A 23,573-nucleotide genomic window follows, 5' to 3' on the forward strand; every position below is an offset into this window, starting at 1 on the left:
CTTCTAACACTATTTTTCTTCATGATTTGGAATACGCACAATAAATTCTGTACCATTTCCTTCTACACTCTCAACTTTTATTTTTCCTTGATGAAGGTCGAGTACTTTTTTTACAATTGCTAGACCTAATCCACTTCCTCCATAAGCACGGTTTCGTGAAGAATCCGCTTTATAAAAACGTTCAAAAATATGTTGTTTCTGTTCTTCGGATATACCAATTCCCGTATCATGAATACTTACTTCCAGGAATTCCTTATGTTCTTTTAAATGAATTGTAATCGTGCCACCATTTGGTGTGAATTTAATACTGTTATGAATTAAATTAATCCATACTTGGCTCATACTTTCTTTGTCTGCAGTAACACACACTTTATCCATATCAAGATCTAGCTCAAGTCCTTTTTCATCCCAAAGAGGCTCACTATTTAACACAATTTGTTTCAACTGTTGATCTAATCGATAAGTAGCTCTTTCTGGTGAATACTCCTCTGACTCTAAAATTGTTAGCTTCAATAAATTTTGACTCAATTTAGATAATCGCGTTGTTTCAGTTTCAATAATAGTAAGATAATGTTTTCTTTTTTCAACTGGTAGATTATCATCTTGTAGCGCTCGAGCAAATCCCTTAATAGATGTTAATGGCGACTGTATTTCATGAGAAACATTCGATACAAATTCTTGTCTCATTTTCTCCATTGCATTAAGTTCATCCGTCATATCGTTAATACTTTTTACAAGCACACCAATTTCGCCATCATACTTTTCTTCATTCCGTATTTTTACAGAGAAGTCCCCTTTTGCAATTTTTTGTATCGGTTCAATGATCGTCCAAATCATCGCCTCTCGCTTCGGTCTCATTAAAATTCCGATTAATGTCCAAATAAGAACGATAAAAACAAAGCCGACCATATCACTAATTAGAAAAGTAATAAAAGGCGATACGTTTATTTCAAAAGCTTTCATTACACTAGACGATACAAAAAAGGCTATTGACCAAATTATAGTAAGAAAAGTAAAGAGCGCTACTATCGCCCCCATTACTTTTAACATCTTCATCTTACTCATTCTTTCTCTTTTTCTCATTTACTTACCTCTAAGCGATACCCTAAGCCCCTTATCGTCCTTATACTAAACTTCGATAACTCTTCTTGAAACTTTTCACGCAACCGATTAATATGAACGTCTAGCGTGCGTTCATTCCCTTCAAAATCATATCCCCATACGTCTTCTATTAATTGCTCTCTTGAACAAGTTCTCCCCGCTTTAGATCCTAATGTAAAGAGCAACTCAAATTCTTTTAGCGGCAGCGTCACCGTTTGTTCTCCAACGTTAACTTCAAATGTTTTACGATTTAACAGTACATTCCCAACTTGAATAGATTGCGATACTGTAATTTGGTAACGTTTCAATAATGCCTTCACTCTCACAACTAATTCTAAAGGATCAAATGGTTTTACAAGATAATCATCTGTTCCGAGGTGAAATCCTTTTACTTTTTGAGATGTTTCACCTTTAGCAGTCAGCATAAGAATTGGGATATCATAGTATTTTCTTAATTCATAACATAAATCAAACCCATCCATATTTGGCATCATAATATCAATAATCGCCATTTCGACTCTCACTTCTTCTATTTTTCGAAGAGCATCTAATCCATCAACGGCCTCATATGTTTGAAAACCTTCTCGTTCCAAAAATACAGAAACAAGTTCTCTAATGTGCGGATCATCATCTACAATTAAAATTTTGGGTATCAAGGAATCATATCCTTTCTGCTTAACATACTTTTTAGCACTCTAAAATCAACAATCAGTGAAGTGCCCCTTCACTGATTGTTTTCATTCTATAATGCTCCTTCTTTAATTTTCAATTGTTGCATTGCAAATTCACGGTACATGTCATGTGTCCGTAATAACTCATCATGTGAGCCACTTCCTGTAAGATTCCCTTTTTCAATAAAGATAATTTTATCTGCATCTACCACAGTAGAAAGTCTATGCGCAATAACTAAAGTTGTTCTACCTTTCATTAAGTTATTTAACGCCTTCTGAACAACCGATTCCGATTTACTATCAAGACTTGACGTCGCTTCATCTAACATAAGGATTTGTGGGTTTCGTAGTAACGCTCGAGCAATCGCAATTCGTTGTCTTTGCCCTCCAGAAAGCTTCACACCACGCTCTCCAACTTCTGTTGCGTATCCACTTGGTAAATCATGAATAAACGCATCAACATACGCCATCGCTGCTACTTTTTCAATTTCTTCATCCGTCACTTCACCCTCAACACCGTAGCAAATATTATCGCGAATCGTTCCATCAATTAACGGACTATCTTGTGAAACGTAACCAATTTGACGTCGCCATGATTGTAATGAATATGCTGTAATTGGTTCTTTCCCTAATTTTATGAAACCACTAGTTGGCTCATAAAAACGTTCTAACAGCGAGAATAAAGTTGTTTTTCCGCTACCACTTGGTCCTACAATCGCCGTTACTTTTCCAGATTCAATCGTGAAGTCGATATTTTTCAAGATTTTCTCTTCTTCGTTATACTCAAAATGTACATTTTCAATAACGATCGGCTGCTTCGCATTTGTAACATTCATACCTGTTTCATGATCTTCTACTTCATATTCTAAAATCGTATTAATTCTTTCGGTTGCACCAATTGCTTTTTGGAACTGAGTAAAGAACATTGATAACTGACTCATTGGCATAATAATTTGAACCAAATACAAAATAAATGCTACAAGTTCACCTGTTGTTAATGCACCACTAGAAACTCGCATTCCACCATACCCTACGATAATAACAAGCAATGCCATTAAAACAAACGACATAACAGGTGAAATTAATGCTTGCACTTTTCCTTCTTTCAAACCAAATTGCAATAATTTTTGGATACCTGTATTACCTGTTTCATATTCTTTTTTTTCCGTATTTGAAGATTTTACTAAACGAATTTCTGATAGTACTTGTGTTAATACACTAGTAAAAGAAGCCGTTTCATCTTGAAGTGCTTTTGAAATCTTATACATTTTCCGTCCAAGTGGAACTAAAATTAGTACCGATAATGGAATAACCGTTAAAAGTAAAATTGTCATTTTCCAGTCTAAAACAAATAATACAATTAATGACCCAATAATTGAGATACCGCCTGTTAATAAGTTTGACAAATGCTCAGAAATTAATGTTTTAACAACACCTGTATCATTTGTCATACGACTAATTGTATCTCCCGTTCTGTTTTGATCATAATAAGACACTGGTAAAATAAGTACCTTTTTCCACAATCGTTCTCTAAGTCCAGCTACAATTTTTTGTCCAATATAATTCAGTAAATAAATTGACAATCCTGCAGCAATTGTTTGAATAATAAAGAATGCAATTAATCCAACAATTTGTCCCGTACTAATTGAAGAAAGTGAAAAATTATCAACTAAACCTTTTGTCAGCATTGGAATAAACAAACTCGCTCCAGTAGAAAGTAAGCTCATTATTAATGCAAAAATAAGAATGCCTTTCGGTGGATTTGTATCTTGAATGAGACGTAAAAACTGCCTCCAATTCCCTTTTTTCTTTTCTGTATTCCTAACTTCCATTGTCGTTCATCTCCTCGTTATAAACAAAACTATTCTTTCTAAAACTAGAATACGCTATAAATGTAAACTGAATGTAAACACACTTTTTTCTAATTTTACAAAATATACATATAAACTCATCTTTACAACAAGTATAAATATCTGATATTATTACCTGGTACTTATTATTATTCTATGTAAATTATAGACTACGCATAGAAAATATATAACTAATTTTATCAATTAGCTAATTTAAAACACTATATAAATCTCCAGCATTGAAAGGAGTATCCTTTTTGCAAACAAATAAACATTCCGAAAAGGAAACAATCATTTTTATTCATGGATTAGTTGGAAATCGCCGCGCCTTCAAAAAAGAGCATAAACGATTTTCTGCCTCCTACAACATTATAACTTATGATTTATTAGGTCACGGCGACGATAAAGGAGAAGCTATCGACTTTTCAATACAGCGCCTCGTAGATCAATTATTGAACTTGTATGAAAAAGAGGGAATTAAAAAGGCTCATATTTGTGCTCTAAGCTATGGCTGTTATATCTCTACGACATTTGCACAAATGCATCCAGAAAAAGTATTGAGTATTTGTCATATTGGTGGACATTATAATAACCCTTCCCGTTTATACAATGTTTTTCAGAAATTTTGGGAAAAACGTGGTGATGAATATTCATCTTGGCTTTCTCAGTATGCTAGTACTATTTTTCCAAGTGGAATACTAAGGGCAAATCCGTTCGCTGTTATTTCACGAAATATTTATTACCGTTTCGGATTACAATTACACTCGTCCATTATTGCTGAGTCATTACGACACCGCTTAGAATTCGACTTAAAATCTAAATTAAAAGCACTTCCCCATCCTATATTATGGGTGATGGGAGAACATGATCATCTCTATAAATCTTGTCTCTTTGATTTGAAGTCCATTCTTCCGAACGTTTTATATAAAGAAATTCCATTAGCAGGTCATGCAGCAAACTTATTCCGTCCAAACTATTTTCATGATTTATATGCTAAGTTTTTGCATGGAAAATTGACATAAAGTGAAACTTTAATCAGCGGGGATTTGTCCATCCCCCGCTGATTATTATCCCGCAAATAGCAGGATAAATACTACTATACTGTTAGTTTATCCAACTATGAAAAAGGCTTCCCAAGTTTCCCTGGAAAGCCTTTTCTCTATACGAAAAGTATATAAAATACTTTTTCTTAGTATGCTTTTGTGTAACCTAATAGGTGCTTACTCCAGTAAGAGTTGCTTACAGAGCTAATGCGTACACCAGTTGCGTCAGTTTCTGCACTGATGAACTGTCCATTACCTAAGTAAACGCCCATGTGAGAAGGACCTGATTTATAAGTATTTTGGAAGTATACTAAATCACCTGGTTGTGGATTGCTAGTTTTTGTTTTAGAGCTCCAGTATCCAGCAACTGTTTGACGAGCGCCTTTATGACCAGTTTGATTTAATACGTAGTGAATGAATCCACTGCAGTCAAAACCAGCAGGTGTTGTACCAGCAGTTCTGTATGGTGAACCATTTAAAGATCTAGCGAATCCAGCGATTGAAGATGTATCTCCACCTGTTGGTGCTGTTGGTTTTTGTACTTGGTTCGTACCTTGGTTACCACCAGTAACTACATTGTTCACTCCGCCTTTTACAAACTTAACAAAGTCTGCACTTACGTAACCAGTGCGGCCATTATGGTTAATTTTATACCAACCATTTTCAGCGCCAGTAACGTTTAATACTGTACCGTTTGTTACCCCACCAATTACAGGGTTATATGTAGCTGGACCTGTACGTACTTTTAAAGCACCTGTGTTAACAACATATGATCCACCAGTTTGAACTGTAGTAGTATTGTTGTTGTTGTTTGTAGTTGGTTGCTGAGTTTCGTTAGATACAGCTGAGCCACCTTTTGTTACGTAGTCTTTGCTTACGTATCCAGTTCCACCATTGAAGTTAATTTTAAACCAATCTTGAACTTCACCTACAACTTGAACTGTTTTTCCTTTATTTACAGAACCTAAAACAGTATGAGATGCACTTGGGCCTGTACGTACGTTTAATGAAGAAACGTTTACTGTGTAAGTACCTGTTCCTTGCTGAACAGTAGTAGTAGTTCCTTTATTGCCACCAGTTGTTACGAAGTCCCCACTTACATAACCTGTTTGACCATTTACACTAACTTTGAACCAACCGTTTTCTTGTCCAATTACTTGAAGTACTTGACCTGATTTCACTTTAGAAATAACGTTATGTCCTGTACCAGCACCTGAACGTACATTTAATACATCAGCTGTTACTGTGTATTTTAATTCAGAAGTTGTTTCTACCGTTTTTGTTTCAGTTACAGTCGTTTGAGTTTGAGTTTGAGTTTGTCCATTAATTTCTTTTAGCGCATCATTTGAAACTTGTGCATGAGCAGAATCCATTCCAGGAACTGCTACACCTACTACAGATGCTGCTGCTAAACCTGCGATTACTTTTTTCATAAGTTGTCTTTACTTCCTTTCCCTACTATCCTCTTGAGAAAACTATAAACTTAGTACTTTACAATATTATCAAAGTAAAATATTCATCCAGTTCCATTTTTTAGCAAGAGTTTTATTTTTCACACATCGTTTATTTTAAACGATTGAAGTGAATTTAGTGTGAACTTCATGTGAACTTTATCATTAAACAGTGTGTTTTTGCAATGCTTTTTTCAAATTTCTTATGTATTTCATTGAAAATTCGACATTCCATTCATTATCTTAATATATATTTTTCTTTTGCTATCCATTTTAAAAAACTCTATTAATCTAATACAATGCAAAGAATGTATTTTCTAGTAAAGTCCCTTCCATGAAGCATACTCTTATCATGACAAAAAATGCTTTTTTTATCAATAGTATAATATTTTTAGAAAACTATTTTTGATATTATCCATCGTTTTTAAAAGGTTTGACGATTTGTAAGATTTAACTCCAAAAATTCTGTTCTAATTTGACGAAAATGCACATTCCACTATCTATTTTTCACTATCCATGGAATTTTCAGGATATTTATATTATCATATATAAAGTAGGATTTTAATCCATACAAATTTTATTCACCCCACACTGAAACCAATCGAACTTTTACAGGTCGGTATTCTATACGTATCATTGAATTTTGATATGGAAGCCTTACTGCCCGCAAATAGTGAGATAAAAAAAGGAGATATATTTATGAAAAACATAATAGATGATCCTATAAATAAAAATATAGAACTGTACTATGCTTTTTTTCAATTCGTTTCAATTATAACATTACAAAAAGTATCAACTATTGAAACACGTAAAAACAAATTAAAAAATCAGATGAAAAATCCCTACAAAAAAAATCCTTACTACTTATAAAAGGTGAACAGATTATATCTCTGTTCACCTTTTATTTTTTATTTTATTTGTAAATTTTCACACGAGTTTCTAATGGCTGATATTCTTTATCTCCTGCCGAAACTACCGGTTTACCAAATGGCATTTGCGCAGTTAACTTCCAGTTTTCAGGTACATCCCATTCTTTCCTTACTTCTTCATCAATCAACGGATTATAATGCTGCAATGTAGCACCAAAACCTTCAATCTCTAATGCTGTCCAAATCGAAAATTGCAACATTCCAGAAGATTGCTGAGACCATGTAGGAAAATTATCTTTGTATAGTGCAAAGTTCTCTTGCAAACTTTCTACTACTTTACTATCTTCAAAATACAAAACTGTCCCATAGCCACTTTTAAATGCATTCATTTTCTCTTCCGTAGGTGCAAAATTATTTTCAGGTACAATTTTTCGTAACGTTTCTTTCGTAACATTCCATAATTTGTCGTGTTGTTCACCTAGTAATACAACAACTCTTGCACTTTGAGAATTAAAAGCCGAAGGTGTATGTTTCACAGCATGATAAATCACTTCTTGAATTCTTTCATCAGAAACTACTTGCTCTTTACTAATCGCGTAAATAGATCTTCTGTCTTCAATTGCTGAGTAAAAATCTTTTGCCATTACAATTCCCTCCAATTTTCATTTGAGGCAGTATCATATGTACGAAGCATATAATGCCTCTCGAACTTATTATTAATAAGTTCTTAACTTAATAATATCAACAAACAAAAACAAACTCAAATGATATCACTTGAGTTTTCACTTCCTATACGTCAAAAAATAAAAAAACAGTTTATTGTCACCAAAATCAAGGTTCAATAAACTGTCTGTCTTATTTTTATAACAATCTAAATTACTTCTTTCTTCACCTAATTAAGCAATTGAAATGCATAGGACATTAATTTATTTGTTTCTGTAAAACGTTTTGTTTTACTTTTTGTCCCCATAACAACTGTAATAATGCGATTATCACCTTGTTTTGCAGTACCTGTAAAACAATACCCTGCGCTATCTGTAAATCCTGTTTTTAATCCGTCTATTCCTTCTATATATAAAGCTTTATTATTTTTGTTTAACATCTCATTTGTGCTTGTAACATTAACATTATTAAATGCTAACTGACTTTGACGTAAGTGAGTCACTTCTAATATCTCTGGATAGTCTTTTATAAGATGATACGCTAATTTTGCTACGTCAGCTGCTGTCATTTTCGTTTCACTTCCGTCGGGCTCCTGTAATCCGGAAGCATTCGCGAATTTAGCTTTATCTGACATTTCTAACTGCTTTGCTTTTTCATTCATAAGTTGAACAAAGTTTTTTTCTGTCTTAGCTACATGTTCCGCTAAAGCGACAGCCGAATTATTAGCCGATTCAATCATTAACGCATGATATAAGTCCTTAACAGTTAATGTATCATTTGCTTGCATCGGGATTTTTGCACCCTCTGTTTGTGCCGACTTTGCACTTATTTTCACTGGATCTTCCCAGTGGACTTTCCCATTATGTATACTCTCTAAAACGAGATATGCTGTCATCATTTTTGACATACTAGCAGGGGCAACAGCTTCATTTTCATTATTTTGATAAATAACCTCTCCATTACTCGCATCGATAATAATAGCTGCTTTTGCATCAATTTCTGGTGGTATATATTTTGGTGGAACTACTTTTTCAGATAGCCCTGTTTTAGGTAGCTCTGCCACTTGTAAAGGCTGAGTATCTACATTTGTTTCACTCTTTTGAACTCCTTGGAAAAAGAACCAACATATACCCAGAATTACTACTAATAGGATTGTTAATCTTCCCCATTTTAACCGCTTCATTCTAAAACTCCTTTAACAAACCTTTTATACACTCATGTTTAACCATAACAACAATTACTTTATATCGTCAAGGTAAAAAGCATATTTATTCATCTATAACAATTATAATTTCAACCTCGTTCTCTTTTTCATATGTGTTACACTAAAAACAACGAAATATAAGAATATTCAATTACATTTAAACACAAAAACACTATATAATAGAAAGGATTTATACAAATGATACTTCCAAAAGCATTAAAATATGGCGATACCATTGGCATCTACTCTCCCTCTTCACCAGTAACCTATACTTCTTCAAAGAGATTTGAGCGCGCAAAATTATACTTAGAACAGAAAGGATTTCATATATTAGAAGGTTCACTAACAGGTCAATATGATTATTATCGTTCCGGGAGCATTAAAGAGCGTGCTGAGGAATTAAATGACTTGATTAGAAACCCTAACGTCTCTTGTATCATGTCGACAATTGGGGGACTGAATTCAAATTCATTATTACCTTATATTGATTATGAGACTTTTCAAAAGAATCCTAAAATAATGATTGGCTATTCAGACACAACGGCATTATTACTAGGAATTTATGCAAAAACAGGAATTCCTACATTTTATGGTCCAGCACTTGTTCCTTCTTTTGGTGAATTTGAGCCTTTCGTAGATTGCACGTACAAATATTTTGCGGATACTTTATTAACTAATCAAAACCTTCCTTACAACATAAACCAGCCGTTATTTTGGTCAGATGAATTTATTAATTGGGAAGAAAAAACGAAAGAAAAAGATCTTCGACCGAACAATTGGATTTCAGTAATTGGTGGGAAAGCTACTGGACGTATTATTGGTGGGAATTTAAATACTATACAAGGTATTTGGGGTAGCCCCTATATGCCACTTATTCAAGATGGTGACATTCTCTTTATTGAAGATAGCTCAAAAGATGCAGCTACTATCGAAAGAAGTTTTTCATTACTTAAAATTAACGGCGTTTTTGATAAAGTTTCAGGTATCATCCTTGGAAAACATGAGCAATTTGATGATTGTGGTACAAATAGAAAACCTTACGAAATATTATTAGAAGTATTACAAAATCAAAAACTTCCTTTTCTAGCCGATTTTGATTGTTGTCATACTCATCCAATGATTACTTTGCCAATAGGTATTCAAGTAGAGATGGATGCAACCAATAAAACGATACAAATTATAGAGCGATGGAGAGACTAACGACACTTATTCCACTATCTTGTAATGCTTAAAAATACAATTACATTTTTAATAGAAGGAAGTGGATATCACTCATAACAAATAGTGCCTAATGTCTTCTGTTGTTTTACAATAGAAGACATGTTACTATATATTTTGGAATGTGAAATGATAAGCAACAATCTATGATATGTACTGAAAAAACAATTTCAATGTACATTATGTAATAAGAAACTATTGATTACATACATTCATTTCAAATGTATGTATTTATATGTAAAAGAGAGTGAATATATGAAACCAACTATTAAAAACTATGTATTTCTACATGTAGCCTTCTTGATATATTCTATCATTATGGTTTACATGAAATGGGCATCTCAATTCCCTATTGCATCAATTTCATTTTTTATTGCTTACTTCGGACTTGTTGTACTTTTATTCGGATATGCAATTCTATGGCAACAAGTCATTAAGAACTTTGAAATTTCTAGAGCATATTCACACCGTGGGATTATCATACTATGGTCAATGCTTTGGTCAGTATTCCTGTTTGGAGATACGATACAGTGGAATCACATACTTGGCGCAGCTATTATTATCGTCGGAATTGTGGTGGTGACAAAAGATGAATAGTTATATGTTATTATTGATATTTGGGATAATTTTAGCCAATTACTCACAAATATTATTAAAAAAGGCTACTTTACAACAATACGATTCTAGAATAAAAGAATATGTGAATCCTTATGTTATCATCGGCTACTTTTTATTTGTAATTAATGCCGGATTAAATGTGATCGCCTTAAAGGGCATGGCATTAAAGCAAGCATCTGCATTAGAATCATTAAGTTATATCATCATTTTAATTTTCAGTTGGTACTTCCTAGGGGAGAAAATCACGAAACGAAAAATCATTGGCAACATTATTATTGTCATTGGTGTAATCATCTATTGTATTCAATAACAAAAAGATCCGTTCGGCAATATTAGTTTTTTCATTGATTTAATCATCTATTGTATTCAATAACAAAAAGATCCGTTTATGATAAACGGATCTTTTTGTTATTGCCCTAAATTTTGAACCTTATCTTTCAAATCACGAACTTGTTCTATCGTCTGCATAAGCTCAGAGTTTTTAAACTGCTCTACATTCATTTTCCCTTCCTCTATCTTTGTCATAGATGTATCAATTAATGTATTTAACTTTTCATTATACCCGACGATTTGCTGGTGAAGATCCTTCGCTACATCTGGTGGTGTTAATTCATTAAAAGCTGGTATATCTTGTTTAATTTCAGTAAGTTTCGTTTCTAGTTCTTTCCGGGCTTCCCCATCATTAACGGCCTTTTCTGCTAATGCTGGCGCTTCATTTGCAAATGCACTTATTTCATTTACATAGTCTGTCGCTTTTTGAGCGTAATCTATGGAGTTCTTCCCTTCCTCTACTAGCGAACATCCCATCAAACCAATTGAAACTACAATTGAAAGTAACATTGTTTTTGTAAACTTCATTTTTACCTCCTAAATAATTGCCATACTTTTATTCATTTTTAAACACTTTATTTTCTTCTTATACACTTTATCACATCATATCTTATTTTTTTAATCTTCCTCTTATAAATTCTAGAAAAATCATTATTATCCTGTTCAACATGTACCTCGAAACTATCTTCATTTAAATATAAAAACAGACATACTTATTTTAAGTACGTCTGTTTTCCAGATACTTATAACTCTCACTAATTAAAGTTTCTCTTTATCCTCTCACATGCCCTATTACTGTTATAATATCTATGTCTATATGTACACTAATAATATCTTCTATAATGTCCGTATATCCTTGACCTAAAGGTGTTCCGTAATGTAATAAAATTTCTTTTTTTTCATAAACTGACTTCGGTACTGTAAAAATAAATTTCCTCATATTCCGCTCATCAGCAGGCTCCAGTATTAAAACAATGCCATCCTCTTCAAACATATAATCACGCCTTCCAACAATCCTTTCACTATGGCTCAAGTATTGCCTTGAAAGGATAGGTTTTAAACACCCTTTCTAACAATATATAACCATTTCATGATCAAATAGCTTATACGGCTTATATGATTTCACCACAAATACAAAAAAACTCAAACCTTGAACTACCAAGAATTTGTGTTTTTTTGCATCTCATTCTTATATACCTTTATCAAGCTCATATAACCTACGATATTTCTCATTTTCTTTCAGTAGCTGTTCGTGACTACCTTGCATAGCGATTTGGCCACTATCAAGGAAAATAATTTCATCTACATGTTCAATTCCTACAAGATGATGTGTAATCCAAATAACAGTCTTTTCTTCTGTTGCAGAAAACATTGTTTCTATTAAGGCTAATTCCGTTTTAGGGTCTAAACCGATAGTTGGTTCATCAAGCACAATAATCGATGCTTCTTGCATAAGAGTTCTTGCAAATGCTACCCTTTGCCTTTCTCCGCCAGAAAACCTCTTTCCCATTTCATGCATTTTTGTTTGTAATCCATCAGGAAGAGAAGCAATGTGCGGTGCTAGCTGTGCTTTCTCTAAAGCTCTCCATATCTCTTCATCATTACCCTCTGGTTTACCGATCCGCACATTATTTCCAATTGTCGTATCGAATAAATGTGGTTTTTGGTTTAATACAGAAATATATTTTGACAAAAAACCCGTACGAGCTTGTTCACCATTCAATATAACTTGCCCACTCACCGGACGTAGCGCCCCAGTTAACAGTTTTAGTAAAGTAGATTTTCCTGTTCCACTTCTACCTAAAATAGCAATTTTCTTTCCTGCCTTTATTTGCAATGATACATCTTTTAATACAGGTTCATTACTATCCGGATAATTATACGACACATTACTCAGTTCAATATCTATATGTTTTTGTGCAACGTAATCTTTATCTCCAGGTAACTCATTTCCATCTTGCAAAATGCTATCACTTTCTACGCTTTTAAGCCTATGAGCAGATTCTACATAAGATGGAATTCGATCAATAGCATCTGATATAGGGATAAGCGCATTTGTCACAGATAATGTCATTAATACGAACGCTGCAATAACTGTAGGTGCAATCTGTTCACTTGCTGCTTGATTTCCAGTCCACATAATCATTGAAATAACTACAATGCCGACTATTAAATGAATGATACTGTCTCGAATATGGTACCAGCGTTTCACTCTCTTTTCTGTCTTTAACAGCTGGACATTTTGCTCTACATATGCATTAATAAATTCATCTTTTCTACCACTCGCCTGCCAATCAGATAACCCAAATACAGCATCTGTCAATTGTTGATACAAACGATTTCTTCCTCGCTTCAAAGCAACATGATGTCGTTTCATCAAAAGTAGTGATACGAATGGAAGAAGAAAAACAATAACAGCTAACATACAAGCTGCGATAAGTGCAAATACTAAGTCAAATGCACCGATAACAAGTACGAAAATGCTATATACAACTAACGCTAATATACTAGGGAATATTGTACGTAAATATAGATTCTGTAAATGTTCTATATCATCAGACAATACACCTAGTACATCACCAGTTTGAAATCTTGAGCGCAAAAATAACGCCTGTGGTTCTACAATTCTATATAGTTTTGTCCTCATTTTTTCTAAAATTCGTAGAACGACGTCATGCCCTACTAAACGCTCTAAATAATGAAAAACAGCTTGCCCTATACTAAACGCACGCGTTGCAACTATAGGAACATATACAACCATTACATTTTCTGGTCTGAGAGCAGATTTAGAAATTAAATAACCTGAAATGAAAAGTAACATCGCACCTGAACTAACTCCAAGAAGCCCGAGGAAAATAGTCAACGTCATTCTACCTTTATTTTGCTGTATATGAGGTTTAATCCAGTTACTCATCGCTCTCCCCTCTCTTCCCTATGAAAATGTAATGTCTCATTCTTTAAAAGCTCTTCATATGTTCCACTTTCTTTAATTTCCCCTTTATTTAAAATAAGAATATGATCCATTTGCTTCATCCAATGGAGACGATGCGTTGCAAGAAATACTAGCTTACCTTCAAACAGACGTAACATCGATTGCTTTATTTCAAATTCAGTTTCAATATCAAGATGTGCTGTAGGTTCATCTAATAAAATGATTGGCTTTTTACTTAAAAGTGCACGTGCCATAGCGACACGTTGTTCTTGTCCGCCACTAAGCATACGTCCACCTTCTCCAATTCTTTCGTACATCCCATGTGGTAATAATGCAACGAGCGAACGAAGACCAACTTCATTAATAACTCTCTCAACTTCTTCATCAGTTGTATTCGTTTCATAGAAACAAATATTATCTTTTAACGAAAGTGGAAAAATATAAGGCTGCTGCGGAATATAAGCAATATTTTTTTGCCAATCTTCTCGAGTAGATTCACCAATTTCCACACCATTTACTAACATTTTCCCACCCGAAGGAGGTAGAAATCCTGCTAACACATCGATTAACGTTGATTTCCCTGCCCCACTTTCACCAATAATGCCTATAGCACCGTTACCTTGCCAAGTAAAATCAATTTCCTCTAATATAGCCTTTTCAGATTCATCATTATTTACTTTTACATCTTGTAATTTCAAACTACTAGAAGAATTCCATACTATATCTACATTTGAATCTTTCTTTTCTATTTCTTTTTGTTTCTGTAAAATTTCTTCTATTTGCTCCATTGCAAGTTGTCCATCTAATGTAGCATGATAATTCGCTCCAACTTGCTTAATCGGCAGAAAATATTCCGGCGCTAAAATTAAAATCGTAAGAGCTGGTAACAGTATAATTGTCCCATCTATTAACCGTATCCCTAATCCAACTGCTACAAATGCAATTGATAAACTCGTAAAGAAATCTAATGCAAAAGAAGAAAGAAAAGCAACTCGCAAAGTACGCATCGTTGCTTTTCTATATCGTTTACTTACTTTTTCAATCTTTCCTTCGTGCTGTTTACTTTTCCCTAAATACTTTAATGTTTCTAACCCTTTTAACGTATCTACGAAATGATTAGAAAGTACACGATATGTTTCATATTGGCTATCCGCCATTTTCTGCGCTGCTAATCCTAGAAGGATCATAAATATAATCACAATTGGAATCGTTACAACTAAAATGATTCCAGACTTAATGTCCAGTGTAAAAACATATAGAACAATTAGTCCTGGTACGATAGTACTTCTAATCATTTTAGGAATTGTTAATTCAATATAAGTTTTAAATTTTTCAATACCTTCTATCGATAAAGTAACCAGATGGCCAGTCCCATTCGTTTGGACAAATCTCGGCCCTAATGTAAAATATGCTTCTATTAACTGTTTACGTAATGCCAATCCTGTTTTTTCAGCGAAACGCTCAACCAATATTTGCGATGCTCGCACCAACATTTGGCGTGCTGCAAACATGATTCCAAAATAAACAGTTTCATTTAGCACAGCTTGCACTGTTTCTCCTTGAAATAAAAATGTGATTGCTCGTGCTAAAAACACTGTCTGCGCAATGATACTACACGCCTCTAAAATGCTAATAAGACTTAAAGTTACATATAAAACTCGGCTACCAGGATACGACGGAAGTCCTCTTTTTCTTTTCATTAGTACTCCAAATCTTTGTCTGACTTAACAGGTTGTCTAAATACATAGAAACTCCATATTTGACTACCGATAACAAACGGTAAAATAGCAAGAGAGAAATAGCTCATCAGTTTTAATGCATAAGGTCCTGATGCTGCATTATAAATTGTCAAATCATTTACCGCTCCTAATGAGCTAATCATGACACGCGGGAACATACCGATGAACACACTTGCACTTAGCAAAATGATTGTTAAACTTGTCATAAAGAAGGCCCAACCATCTCTTCTTCTTTTATTTAATAAAGTAGAAACAAATAGTGCTACAAAAGCTCCAATCGGAACCATTAGCCACTCTGAACCATGTGCAGTGAAAATATCTGTTTTCCATAACCCTACAGCTGCAAAAACAAGAAGTGTTATTAATGCAAAAGGTGCAATCTTTGTTGCGGCAATACGTGCGCGTTCTCGTAATTTTCCTGTTGTACGTATAGTAAGAAATTGCAAACCATGAACAATACATAGAAGAAGAAACATAACTCCTCCAAGTAATGCAAATGGGTGAAGTAATTTCATAAATCCGCCTACCATATTTTTACTTTCATCAATTGGTACACCTGTCATAAAGTTTGCAATTGCAACTCCCCAAAGTATAGGAGGTAGCATGCTTCCAATAAACATGCCCCAATCCCAGAAACTTTTCCACTTATGGTTTTCTATTTTCGCACGGAATTTAAAGGAAACACCTCTTATAATTAATGCAAGAAGCATAAACACAAACGGAATATAGAACCCACTAAATAAAGTTGCATACCAATGCGGAAATGCCGCAAACATAGCGCCACCAGCACAAACAAGCCATACTTCATTAGCGTGCCAAAACGGTCCAATTGTATTTAAATATATACGCTTTTCCAAATCATTCTTTCCTAAAAACCTTGAAACGATTCCTACACCAAAATCGAAACCTTCAAGTACAAAGAAGCCAACGAATAAGGTTGAGATAATTAGAAACCACAACTCATTAAGAGATAACATACTCTTCCTCCTTATCAAATGGATCATGGCTTTGATAATCCTTTTTCGTTTTCTTATTCGCATGTCCTTTAATGATACGAACGAATAAGTAAACAGTAATGCCTCCAATAATTACATATAGTGATGTGAATGAAACAAGAGAGAATAATACTTCTCCAAATGAAACATTTGGAGATACTGCATCTTCTGTTTTCATAACACCGAAGACAACCCAAGGCTGACGTCCCATTTCAGTCATAATCCAACCTACTGTATTTCCGATAAACGGTAGTGCAATTGCATATACCATTAATTTTAAATACCAAGTTTTTTCAGCTAAACGATCTTTTCTTGATAAGAACCAGCCGTACACTCCTAGAAGAAGCATGAATGTTCCACTCATTACCATCGCTCTAAAACTCCAGAACATAGTATGTACTGGCGGAATATAATCTCCAGGTCCATATTTTTCTTCATATTGTTTTTGAATTTGATTCATTCCTTCTACTTGACCGCTAAATTTATCGTATGACAATAGACTTAGCATATAAGGGATTTGAATTTCAAACGAATTTTCTTTCTTCTCTGTATCAATTTTTGCAAATACTGTAAATGGCGCTGGATCCTCACTCGTATTCCATAATGCTTCAGCTGCTGCCATTTTCATCGGATGTGTCTTAATTAAATTTTGCGCTTGTGCATGACCGAAAAATAATACCAATGCTGTTGAAATTGTTCCAACAACGATAGAAACTCGGAAAGACTTCTTAAACACCTCAGTCTCTTGTTGTTTTGCGATTTTCCATGCACTAACACCAGCAATAAAGAATGCGCCTGTTGCAAGTGCCGCTGTAATTGTATGCGGGAATTGCACCCATAGTTGTGGATTTTGAATAATCGCCAAGAAATCATTCATCTGCGCACGTCCATCTGCAGCCATTTCATATCCTACCGGGGACTGCATAAATGCACTTGCAGTTAAAATCCAAAATGCTGATAACATTGTTCCTATTGAGAGGAGCCAAATACATAAAAGGTGAACTCGCTTCGGAAGTTTATCCTCACCGAATACCCATAAACCTAGGAATGTAGACTCAATGAAAAATGCTAATAAACCTTCAATTGCAAGTGATGGTCCGAAAACATCACCAACAAAACGTGAATACGTTGACCAGTTCATACCAAACTGAAATTCTTGTAAAATACCTGTTACTACACCTACTGCGAAGTTAACAAGGAATATTTGTGTCCAAAACTTTGTCATCTTCTTATAAATTTCTTGTCCCTTTACCACATACAACGTTTGCATTAACGCAATGATAAAAGCTAAACCTATAGACAGCGGAACGAAAAAGTAATGAAAAATCGTTGTTGATGCAAATTGTATTCGTGCCAATTCGAGCGTTTCCATGCTAAAGTCACTTCCTTCATATTTTTTTATATCGTAATATCGATTGAATTGTATGAATTCACTTCATAACGAACAATTCAATCATGTGGAAATACAAAAAGATAAATTCGTTTATGTACTTTCTGAAAATATAGATTGTCAGTTTTTTAGATAATTACAAAAGAACTTTCTTCATACGATTTACCTTTTCACTATTTCAGTAGTGTTTTATTCGTTAATCGAATTGTATAATATACTTACATAATAAATTCAGGTGATTTTTGACGTATTATTGACAGGATTTTGTCTGAAATATGTCTTTTGTAATTTTTTTGAATTTGATTTCTCACATTTTAAAAACGTACTTTTCAAACATACAACACACTCTTATATCAATTGTTATTATGTTTTTCTCTTCATACGCTTGACTTTACCCTTGAAAAATGTCCTCGAATCAAACCTAGAAATATGCTAGTTTTTTGTCAAGAGAAAAATGTATTTCCAAAATTCAAATCAACAATATTGTTATTCACAAATAGAAAAAAACTCCCCTTTCTCTAGACATAAAATTCGTTTTTTTGTCATTTTTCAAACAGACTAAATAAAAAAGTACCGAGAATAAATTATATTCCCGGTACTTTAATCATTATTTCGTTGTATATTTTCTAACAGCCGGCATAATTTCGGTAGCAATTAATTCAATGTTTTTCTCAATCTTATCAAATGGTACACCGCCAAAATCAATCTGTGCCATAAAACGTTGCTGTCCAAATAATTCATATTGATAAAGCATTTTTTCAATAATTTGTTGCGGGCTACCAATCATTAACGCATCACGGTGATCTACTGCGTTAGTAAATTGTTGTTTTGGATACCCACCACCGCGTAGCGCAAGCATACCAGCATTAATATGAGGATAATATTCACTAAGTGCATCTTGTGAATTTTCTGCTGTATAAAATAAACTTGTTGTCGCAATTGGTAATGTTGCTGGATCAAAACCACTTTGCTCAGCTGCTTCACGATATGCATCAACCGAAACTTTAAAATTAACAGTTGGGCCACCAAGTGTCGTAAGCATCATTGGTACACCTGCGCGTCCTGCCTTAATTGCACTAGCAGGTGGCCCTCCAACAGCACGCCAAATTGGCATATTGTTATTTTTAGCTCTCGGTATAATTGCCGCATGTTCAAGTGGCGTTCTAAACTGCCCTTTCCATGTTACACTTTCTTCTTTATTTATTTTTAATAAAAGTTCCATCTTCTCTTCAAATAGTTCTTCATAATAATTTACATCGTAACCAAGTAAACTATATCCCCCAATACGAGAGCCGCGACCAGCAACGATTTCAGCACGACCATTAGAAATTAAGTCAATTGTGGCAAAATCCTCATATACACGAACCGGATCTGACGTACTTAATACTGTTGCAGAACTCGCGATTTTAATGTTTTTCGTAGCTTGTGCAATAGCTCCTAAAATAACTGTATGAGCTTGCGTTGTAAAATGCGCTTGATGACTTTCACCGACAGCAAACACATCAATTCCAGCTTCATCTGCTAACTTAGCTGTTTCAATTAGTTCATGAATTCTTTTTTCTGCACTTATTTTCGAACCATCATGCGGATTTAAAATATGATCTCCAATTGAATATAATCCAAATTCAATTCCCTTACTTGTATCAATACGGTATTTTTCCATAGTTACTCTCTCCCTTTTAATTAAGTGGTATTAATTTCTCTTCTATCTCTTTTCTTCTCTCTTCTAAAAATGGTGGTAAATCCAGCTCTTTTCCTAATTCTTCAACTGTTGAATCTACTGTAAATCCTGGTCCATCCGTCGCAATCTCAAATAAAATGCCATTTGACTCACGGAAATATAAACTTTTAAAATAAAAGCGATCGATAATCCCTGTTGATTGGAACCCTTTATCTTTCACCGCTTCATTCCAATAACTCAGTTCTTCATCATTTTTCACACGAATAGCTAAATGATGAATACTTCCTTTTCCGGGTCTTTCACTCTCTCCATCTTGCTGTTTCACCAAAATTTCTCCAAAAGATTGACCATCAATAGATTGATAAATCCCCTCATCGTCTGAACGAGATACTTCTTTATAACTAAACAAACCTGTTAATGTTTTTGATAATTTATTTAAACTGCGCACTGTCATTTCAACTGTTCCCATGCCTAAAATACGATGATTCTGCTCTACAGAAGATTCATCCCATGCAGTCCAATATTCAGGCACCTCTTCATCTTTATTATTTAACAGCACTAACCGTAGACCATCTGGATCTTCAAAGTGCAGTGCGTCTCTTCCGGCGTAAGTTGTAATTTCCCCATGCGCCACCTGGAGTGACTCAAAACGTCTCTTCCAAAATGTAAGACTTTCTATTGAAGGTACGAGCAAGCCTATTTGTGTTATTGCATTTGTACCACGGATTGTTCTACCTACATTCGGCATTTCAAAAAATGATAATTCAGTTCCGGCACTCCCTGTTAAATCACCATAAAACAAATGATACATAAATGGATTATCTTGATTGACTGTCTTTTTCACCCGGCGTAACCCTAAAACATCTCGATAAAAATTATTATTCGTTTTCGCATTTTTAGTCACCATAGAAATGTGGTGATGCCCTGGAATTGTATACATAAAACTTCCTCCTCTTTATCACTTGATTAGTCAATTGATTAAGTAAAAAAAATTACTCATTCGGTAATTCTTTTTTTTCACTATGCTTATGAACTTTTGACATCAACTCGTATAGTATTTTCTGCTCTTCTTCATTTAATACATCATCAAAAAATGATGATTGAAATGCAAGTTGCTCTGGCAATGCTCTTTCTAAAGCCGCTTCCCCTTGCTCTGTAAGACTAATTGTTTTCGTTTTCCAATCTTGTTTTCGTATAATATATCCTTCTTTTTCAAGACGTGTTAACATTCGAGAAATACCGCCTTGTGTAACGGTAACCTTTTCTGCTAACTCCATTTGTGTTAATGGCTGATAAGTCCGTATTTGCAAAAGCACATCAAATTGGGCTGTTGTTAAATCAAAACGTTTTAAAAACTCATTTGACATTTGATTACTTTGGTTCGTAAATCGTATTAAACGTAGCCATATTAACGATCCTATCGTATTTTCACGCATGTTTCATCACTTCCTAGCGTTGATCTTACTATCACTTTACCACTCAAGTGATAGTAATGCAAGTAGAAATATGTTAAAAATACCTCCCAAAATCATCATTCTTAACTTTCCATTTCATTCATTGCTATATTTAAAGCTGCCACAGCTTTTGGCCAACCAACGTAAAAAGCCATATGTGTTATTAATGCAACTAATTCATTCCCCATTATCCCATTTTGTTTAGCTAGCTTCAGATGAAATGGTAATTGTTCTGTATTACCAAGACTGATTAGTGCCGACAATGTACATAAGCTTCTTTCTCTTAATGTTAAAGCGGCATCCCGCCACACTTCCTCAAATAATATCTCTTCACTATAATGAGAAAATACAGGTGCTACTTCTCTCATTTTCTTTGGAATATAGAATTCAATTGGTTCATTCATCATTTTGCTCCCTTCATTTTTACCAATTGTGCCATCCCTTGACCAAATGACCAGTTTTCAGCAGCTGTCTCATGTAATGTAATAAAAATGTCAGTAACTTTCAGATTAGAACATGCTGAAATTTCAAAGGATATAGATTGATACAAACCTTTTTTCTGTTGCACTGTTCTTCCAGGTCCACATGTAATAGAAACATGAATCATATTCTCAGTTCTCCTCTTTCCAACAAATAATATGGATTATACAAAAATTGATTTTGTTGATAAGGTAAAAATATTTGAAAATAATCATTTTCAGGGATGTTAAAATGTTCAATTAATGAAAGATGGATACATTCACCTATCTTTTTCAACTCTTCTTTATTTAATATATCTTCATGATAATAAACGTTCACAAAAGGCATAGATTTTCATTCCTTTTTCTTAATTTAGCATTCAACAACATATCCTCGTGAAATATGTAAAATCTCATAAATAGTAACATCGTCCATTACATCTATTTCAGGCTTTTCCTTATAAAAACTGAATTGACTATATCCCCACTTATCCGGATTATAAACTATTACATTTCCTAAACATTTTTCTATGTTTTGCACATTTTCATTTACTTTATTTAATTGCGTCCCAATCAGCGATTTACTTTGAGAAATACTCCCTGCATATTCAACAGCATATCTACTTTTTCTAAAATCATTACTTAAATTAACAACTAATGGAACACCTATATTTATTTGTTGCCACCCAAACGATTGCAAAATATTATCGTAATACCCTTCAAAGATAAATTTATTCATCCCTTCATGACCATTCCACATATATAAAGGTGCATAACAGTTATAGAAATCCCCATCCTTACCTGTCTCAGTAATTAAATAAGCCTTAAAATTTAGTTCTTGAAAACCATCAGTTTTAAACCCATTATCCTTTACCCTTTTTTTAATAATCTCCATGTCATAATCCTTTGGTAAAATGACCTTATATTGCATACCAATCATGTTTATCACTCACTTTCGATCTTATATACATAATGATAAACCGATGATCGGCTGACGTAAAATAGGTATAAATTATGTTTGATATCATTTATAATGATACCGTATAAGGGGCTGAAATGAATGGAAATAAATGATCTTATTATATTTAAAACTGTAGCTAACGAAGGATCTATTAGTAAAGCTGCTAAAGAGCTAGGCTATGTACAACCAAATGTAACTGAGCGAATCAAAAAATTAGAACAAGAATTAGAAACACCTTTACTACATAGAGATAACAAAGGTGTCTCCCTGTTACCTTCTGGTGACATTTTATTAGACTACACGAATAAAATATTAGCTCTTTTAGAAGAAGCGAAAGATGAAATTAAAACAAGTGCTTCTTCTTATGTAATAGCGACGTCACAATCTATTTTGACTAATTATTTAAGTATGCGTATTAAAGAAAATTTCAGGAATTATCAAATATATATAGAAAGTAGTAGCCATTTACAAAAACTACTACAGCAACAAAAAGTTGATATGGTCATAACTTATGAGGATTATCCCGACGCAGCGTTTAAAAAAGTATTCACCACTTCAATTTCTGTAGGCTTATTAAAAGCGAAAGAACAGTGTAACATTGACTTTTCAAAAGAACTTTTCTTTGTTAGTAACGATAAAAAGTGCCCTTTTAGAAATATGACAATACAATTTCTAAAAGAAAACAATCTATCTCAGCATCAACTTCAACAGTTAGATTCTTATTCGCTTATTGAAGAGTTTATTGTTGAGGGAAATGGGATAGCTTTTTTACCGATTAGAAATGATAAATTAGTTCCAGTTGAAAATGTCGCGGTTGAAAAACTACCTATTAACTTCTTTACAACTCGAGACTTAGATAAAGTGATTCCAGGTGAACTATTTAATTAATAAAGAGGCTACACTTGTCGTATTTTACGGGTAAATAGATATCCCTTTTCGAATCGC

Annotated in this window: 23 protein-coding genes and 1 pseudogene; 6 read left to right on the top strand and 18 right to left on the bottom strand. The window is 33.8% G+C overall.

Annotated elements, in window-relative coordinates; genetic code table 11:
- Window positions 1-9: 9 nt before the first annotated feature.
- The 3 genes from hitS to DN408_RS17470 all read right to left on the bottom strand — a co-directional run bounded on the left by hitS (window position 10) and on the right by DN408_RS17470 (window position 3,604).
- Complete coding sequence (gene hitS / locus DN408_RS17460; protein ID WP_016126786.1) at window positions 10-1,083, bottom strand: envelope stress sensor histidine kinase HitS; 1,074 nt, start codon at window positions 1,081-1,083, stop codon at window positions 10-12.
- Window positions 1,080-1,757, bottom strand: coding sequence for an envelope stress response regulator transcription factor HitR (gene hitR, locus DN408_RS17465; protein WP_002126920.1), 678 nt, complete (start codon window positions 1,755-1,757; stop codon window positions 1,080-1,082). Before hitR ends, hitS begins: the two co-directional genes overlap by 4 nt.
- An 86-nt stretch (window positions 1,758-1,843) precedes the next feature.
- Entirely contained in the window at window positions 1,844-3,604 is a 1,761-nt protein-coding gene (locus DN408_RS17470; RefSeq protein WP_002031356.1) for an ABC transporter ATP-binding protein, read from the bottom strand.
- A 275-nt stretch (window positions 3,605-3,879) separates the two neighbouring features.
- Here DN408_RS17470 and DN408_RS17475 point away from each other — a divergent pair, with 275 nt between their 5' ends.
- Complete coding sequence (locus DN408_RS17475; RefSeq protein WP_002086164.1) at window positions 3,880-4,644, top strand: alpha/beta fold hydrolase; 765 nt, start codon at window positions 3,880-3,882, stop codon at window positions 4,642-4,644.
- Between the two features lie 167 nt (window positions 4,645-4,811).
- Here DN408_RS17475 and entFM read toward each other — a convergent pair whose 3' ends face one another.
- The gene (gene entFM / locus DN408_RS17480) at window positions 4,812-6,098 is read right to left on the bottom strand and encodes an enterotoxin EntFM (protein ID WP_098168060.1); all 1,287 of its coding nucleotides are present in this window, start codon (window positions 6,096-6,098) and stop codon (window positions 4,812-4,814) included.
- A 717-nt stretch (window positions 6,099-6,815) separates the two neighbouring features.
- Between entFM and DN408_RS17485 the strand changes: the two genes are divergently transcribed.
- Window positions 6,816-6,986: a hypothetical protein gene (locus tag DN408_RS17485; protein ID WP_016126784.1), complete on the top strand. Its 171-nt coding sequence runs from the start codon at window positions 6,816-6,818 to the stop codon at window positions 6,984-6,986.
- A gap of 43 nt (window positions 6,987-7,029) precedes the next feature.
- Here DN408_RS17485 and DN408_RS17490 read toward each other — a convergent pair whose 3' ends face one another.
- Both DN408_RS17490 and DN408_RS17495 read right to left on the bottom strand, forming a co-directional pair.
- A complete protein-coding gene (locus tag DN408_RS17490; protein WP_002086169.1) occupies window positions 7,030-7,629 on the bottom strand; it encodes a nitroreductase family protein in 600 nt (199 codons plus the stop codon).
- A gap of 248 nt (window positions 7,630-7,877) precedes the next feature.
- Window positions 7,878-8,831: a D-alanyl-D-alanine carboxypeptidase family protein gene (locus DN408_RS17495; protein ID WP_002086170.1), complete on the bottom strand. Its 954-nt coding sequence runs from the start codon at window positions 8,829-8,831 to the stop codon at window positions 7,878-7,880.
- Window positions 8,832-9,050: 219 nt separating this feature from the next.
- Here DN408_RS17495 and DN408_RS17500 point away from each other — a divergent pair, with 219 nt between their 5' ends.
- From DN408_RS17500 to DN408_RS17510, 3 genes are all read left to right on the top strand, one after another.
- Window positions 9,051-10,052, top strand: a complete 1,002-nt coding sequence (locus DN408_RS17500) for a S66 family peptidase (RefSeq protein WP_078178913.1) — start codon at window positions 9,051-9,053, stop codon at window positions 10,050-10,052.
- 273 nt (window positions 10,053-10,325) lie between these two features.
- Window positions 10,326-10,667, top strand: coding sequence for an EamA family transporter (locus DN408_RS17505; protein ID WP_002086172.1), 342 nt, complete (start codon window positions 10,326-10,328; stop codon window positions 10,665-10,667).
- Complete coding sequence (locus DN408_RS17510; protein WP_002135751.1) at window positions 10,660-10,998, top strand: EamA family transporter; 339 nt, start codon at window positions 10,660-10,662, stop codon at window positions 10,996-10,998. The genes DN408_RS17505 and DN408_RS17510 overlap by 8 nt, the downstream gene beginning before the upstream one ends.
- A gap of 98 nt (window positions 10,999-11,096) precedes the next feature.
- On the opposite strand, the gene DN408_RS17515 is transcribed toward DN408_RS17510, so the two are convergent.
- The 12 genes and pseudogenes from DN408_RS17515 to DN408_RS17570 form a co-directional block, all read right to left on the bottom strand.
- Entirely contained in the window at window positions 11,097-11,546 is a 450-nt protein-coding gene (locus tag DN408_RS17515; protein ID WP_002012340.1) for a DUF6376 family protein, read from the bottom strand.
- Window positions 11,547-11,790: 244 nt separating this feature from the next.
- Window positions 11,791-12,012 carry a hypothetical protein gene (locus tag DN408_RS17520; protein ID WP_002031341.1) on the bottom strand — a complete coding sequence of 74 codons (222 nt, stop codon included), beginning with the start codon at window positions 12,010-12,012 and terminating at the stop codon, window positions 11,791-11,793.
- A gap of 195 nt (window positions 12,013-12,207) precedes the next feature.
- The gene (cydC, locus tag DN408_RS17525) at window positions 12,208-13,932 is read right to left on the bottom strand and encodes a thiol reductant ABC exporter subunit CydC (protein WP_002126913.1); all 1,725 of its coding nucleotides are present in this window, start codon (window positions 13,930-13,932) and stop codon (window positions 12,208-12,210) included.
- On the bottom strand, window positions 13,929-15,650 hold the full coding sequence (gene cydD, locus DN408_RS17530) for a thiol reductant ABC exporter subunit CydD (protein WP_078178914.1): 1,722 nt from the start codon (window positions 15,648-15,650) through the stop codon (window positions 13,929-13,931). The genes cydC and cydD overlap by 4 nt, the downstream gene beginning before the upstream one ends.
- On the bottom strand, window positions 15,650-16,666 hold the full coding sequence (gene cydB / locus DN408_RS17535; protein WP_002126907.1) for a cytochrome d ubiquinol oxidase subunit II: 1,017 nt from the start codon (window positions 16,664-16,666) through the stop codon (window positions 15,650-15,652). Before cydB ends, cydD begins: the two co-directional genes overlap by 1 nt.
- Complete coding sequence (gene cydA / locus DN408_RS17540; protein ID WP_002126904.1) at window positions 16,653-18,056, bottom strand: cytochrome ubiquinol oxidase subunit I; 1,404 nt, start codon at window positions 18,054-18,056, stop codon at window positions 16,653-16,655. The genes cydB and cydA overlap by 14 nt, the downstream gene beginning before the upstream one ends.
- 625 nt (window positions 18,057-18,681) lie before the next feature.
- Window positions 18,682-19,737 (bottom strand): LLM class flavin-dependent oxidoreductase, encoded by a 1,056-nt coding sequence (locus tag DN408_RS17545; protein WP_078179198.1) that lies wholly within the window; start codon window positions 19,735-19,737, stop codon window positions 18,682-18,684.
- A 16-nt stretch (window positions 19,738-19,753) separates the two neighbouring features.
- Window positions 19,754-20,695, bottom strand: coding sequence for a ring-cleaving dioxygenase (locus tag DN408_RS17550; RefSeq protein WP_078179199.1), 942 nt, complete (start codon window positions 20,693-20,695; stop codon window positions 19,754-19,756).
- 52 nt (window positions 20,696-20,747) lie between these two features.
- Window positions 20,748-21,191, bottom strand: a complete 444-nt coding sequence (locus DN408_RS17555) for a MarR family winged helix-turn-helix transcriptional regulator (RefSeq protein WP_002012331.1) — start codon at window positions 21,189-21,191, stop codon at window positions 20,748-20,750.
- A 101-nt stretch (window positions 21,192-21,292) separates the two neighbouring features.
- Entirely contained in the window at window positions 21,293-21,616 is a 324-nt protein-coding gene (locus DN408_RS17560) for a carboxymuconolactone decarboxylase family protein (RefSeq protein WP_033669504.1), read from the bottom strand.
- A pseudogene (locus tag DN408_RS17565) lies at window positions 21,613-22,016 on the bottom strand (tautomerase family protein). The gene DN408_RS17560 and the pseudogene DN408_RS17565 overlap by 4 nt, the downstream one beginning before the upstream one ends.
- A 24-nt stretch (window positions 22,017-22,040) precedes the next feature.
- Window positions 22,041-22,607 (bottom strand): DUF4865 family protein, encoded by a 567-nt coding sequence (locus DN408_RS17570; protein ID WP_078179201.1) that lies wholly within the window; start codon window positions 22,605-22,607, stop codon window positions 22,041-22,043.
- A gap of 120 nt (window positions 22,608-22,727) precedes the next feature.
- Between DN408_RS17570 and DN408_RS17575 the strand changes: the two genes are divergently transcribed.
- Window positions 22,728-23,516 (top strand): LysR family transcriptional regulator, encoded by a 789-nt coding sequence (locus DN408_RS17575; RefSeq protein WP_002031321.1) that lies wholly within the window; start codon window positions 22,728-22,730, stop codon window positions 23,514-23,516.
- Window positions 23,517-23,573 lie beyond the last annotated feature (57 nt).

It is taken from the genome of Bacillus sp. AR13-1 (assembly GCF_008042285.1).
GTDB lineage: Bacteria > Bacillota > Bacilli > Bacillales > Bacillaceae_G > Bacillus_A > Bacillus_A mycoides.

Bases quoted from the DNA above. Each gene is read 5' to 3' on its own strand.
- DN408_RS17575 (WP_002031321.1), top strand. From the start codon at position 22,728: ATGGAAATAAATGATCTTATTATATTTAAAACTGTAGCTAACGAAGGA.
- cydA (WP_002126904.1), bottom strand. From the start codon at position 18,056: ATGGAAACGCTCGAATTGGCACGAATACAATTTGCATCAACAACGATT.
- DN408_RS17505 (WP_002086172.1), top strand. From the start codon at position 10,326: ATGAAACCAACTATTAAAAACTATGTATTTCTACATGTAGCCTTCTTG.
- DN408_RS17545 (WP_078179198.1), bottom strand. From the start codon at position 19,737: ATGGAAAAATACCGTATTGATACAAGTAAGGGAATTGAATTTGGATTA.
- DN408_RS17555 (WP_002012331.1), bottom strand. From the start codon at position 21,191: ATGCGTGAAAATACGATAGGATCGTTAATATGGCTACGTTTAATACGA.
- entFM (WP_098168060.1), bottom strand. From the start codon at position 6,098: ATGAAAAAAGTAATCGCAGGTTTAGCAGCAGCATCTGTAGTAGGTGTA.
- DN408_RS17550 (WP_078179199.1), bottom strand. From the start codon at position 20,695: ATGTATACAATTCCAGGGCATCACCACATTTCTATGGTGACTAAAAAT.
- DN408_RS17500 (WP_078178913.1), top strand. From the start codon at position 9,051: ATGATACTTCCAAAAGCATTAAAATATGGCGATACCATTGGCATCTAC.
- DN408_RS17520 (WP_002031341.1), bottom strand. From the start codon at position 12,012: ATGTTTGAAGAGGATGGCATTGTTTTAATACTGGAGCCTGCTGATGAG.
- hitS (WP_016126786.1), bottom strand. From the start codon at position 1,083: ATGAGAAAAAGAGAAAGAATGAGTAAGATGAAGATGTTAAAAGTAATG.
- DN408_RS17485 (WP_016126784.1), top strand. From the start codon at position 6,816: ATGAAAAACATAATAGATGATCCTATAAATAAAAATATAGAACTGTAC.
- DN408_RS17490 (WP_002086169.1), bottom strand. From the start codon at position 7,629: ATGGCAAAAGATTTTTACTCAGCAATTGAAGACAGAAGATCTATTTAC.
- DN408_RS17570 (WP_078179201.1), bottom strand. From the start codon at position 22,607: ATGATTGGTATGCAATATAAGGTCATTTTACCAAAGGATTATGACATG.
- DN408_RS17470 (WP_002031356.1), bottom strand. From the start codon at position 3,604: ATGGAAGTTAGGAATACAGAAAAGAAAAAAGGGAATTGGAGGCAGTTT.
- DN408_RS17495 (WP_002086170.1), bottom strand. From the start codon at position 8,831: ATGAAGCGGTTAAAATGGGGAAGATTAACAATCCTATTAGTAGTAATT.
- DN408_RS17510 (WP_002135751.1), top strand. From the start codon at position 10,660: ATGAATAGTTATATGTTATTATTGATATTTGGGATAATTTTAGCCAAT.
- cydD (WP_078178914.1), bottom strand. From the start codon at position 15,650: ATGAAAAGAAAAAGAGGACTTCCGTCGTATCCTGGTAGCCGAGTTTTA.
- DN408_RS17515 (WP_002012340.1), bottom strand. From the start codon at position 11,546: ATGAAGTTTACAAAAACAATGTTACTTTCAATTGTAGTTTCAATTGGT.
- DN408_RS17560 (WP_033669504.1), bottom strand. From the start codon at position 21,616: ATGATGAATGAACCAATTGAATTCTATATTCCAAAGAAAATGAGAGAA.
- cydB (WP_002126907.1), bottom strand. From the start codon at position 16,666: ATGTTATCTCTTAATGAGTTGTGGTTTCTAATTATCTCAACCTTATTC.
- cydC (WP_002126913.1), bottom strand. From the start codon at position 13,932: ATGAGTAACTGGATTAAACCTCATATACAGCAAAATAAAGGTAGAATG.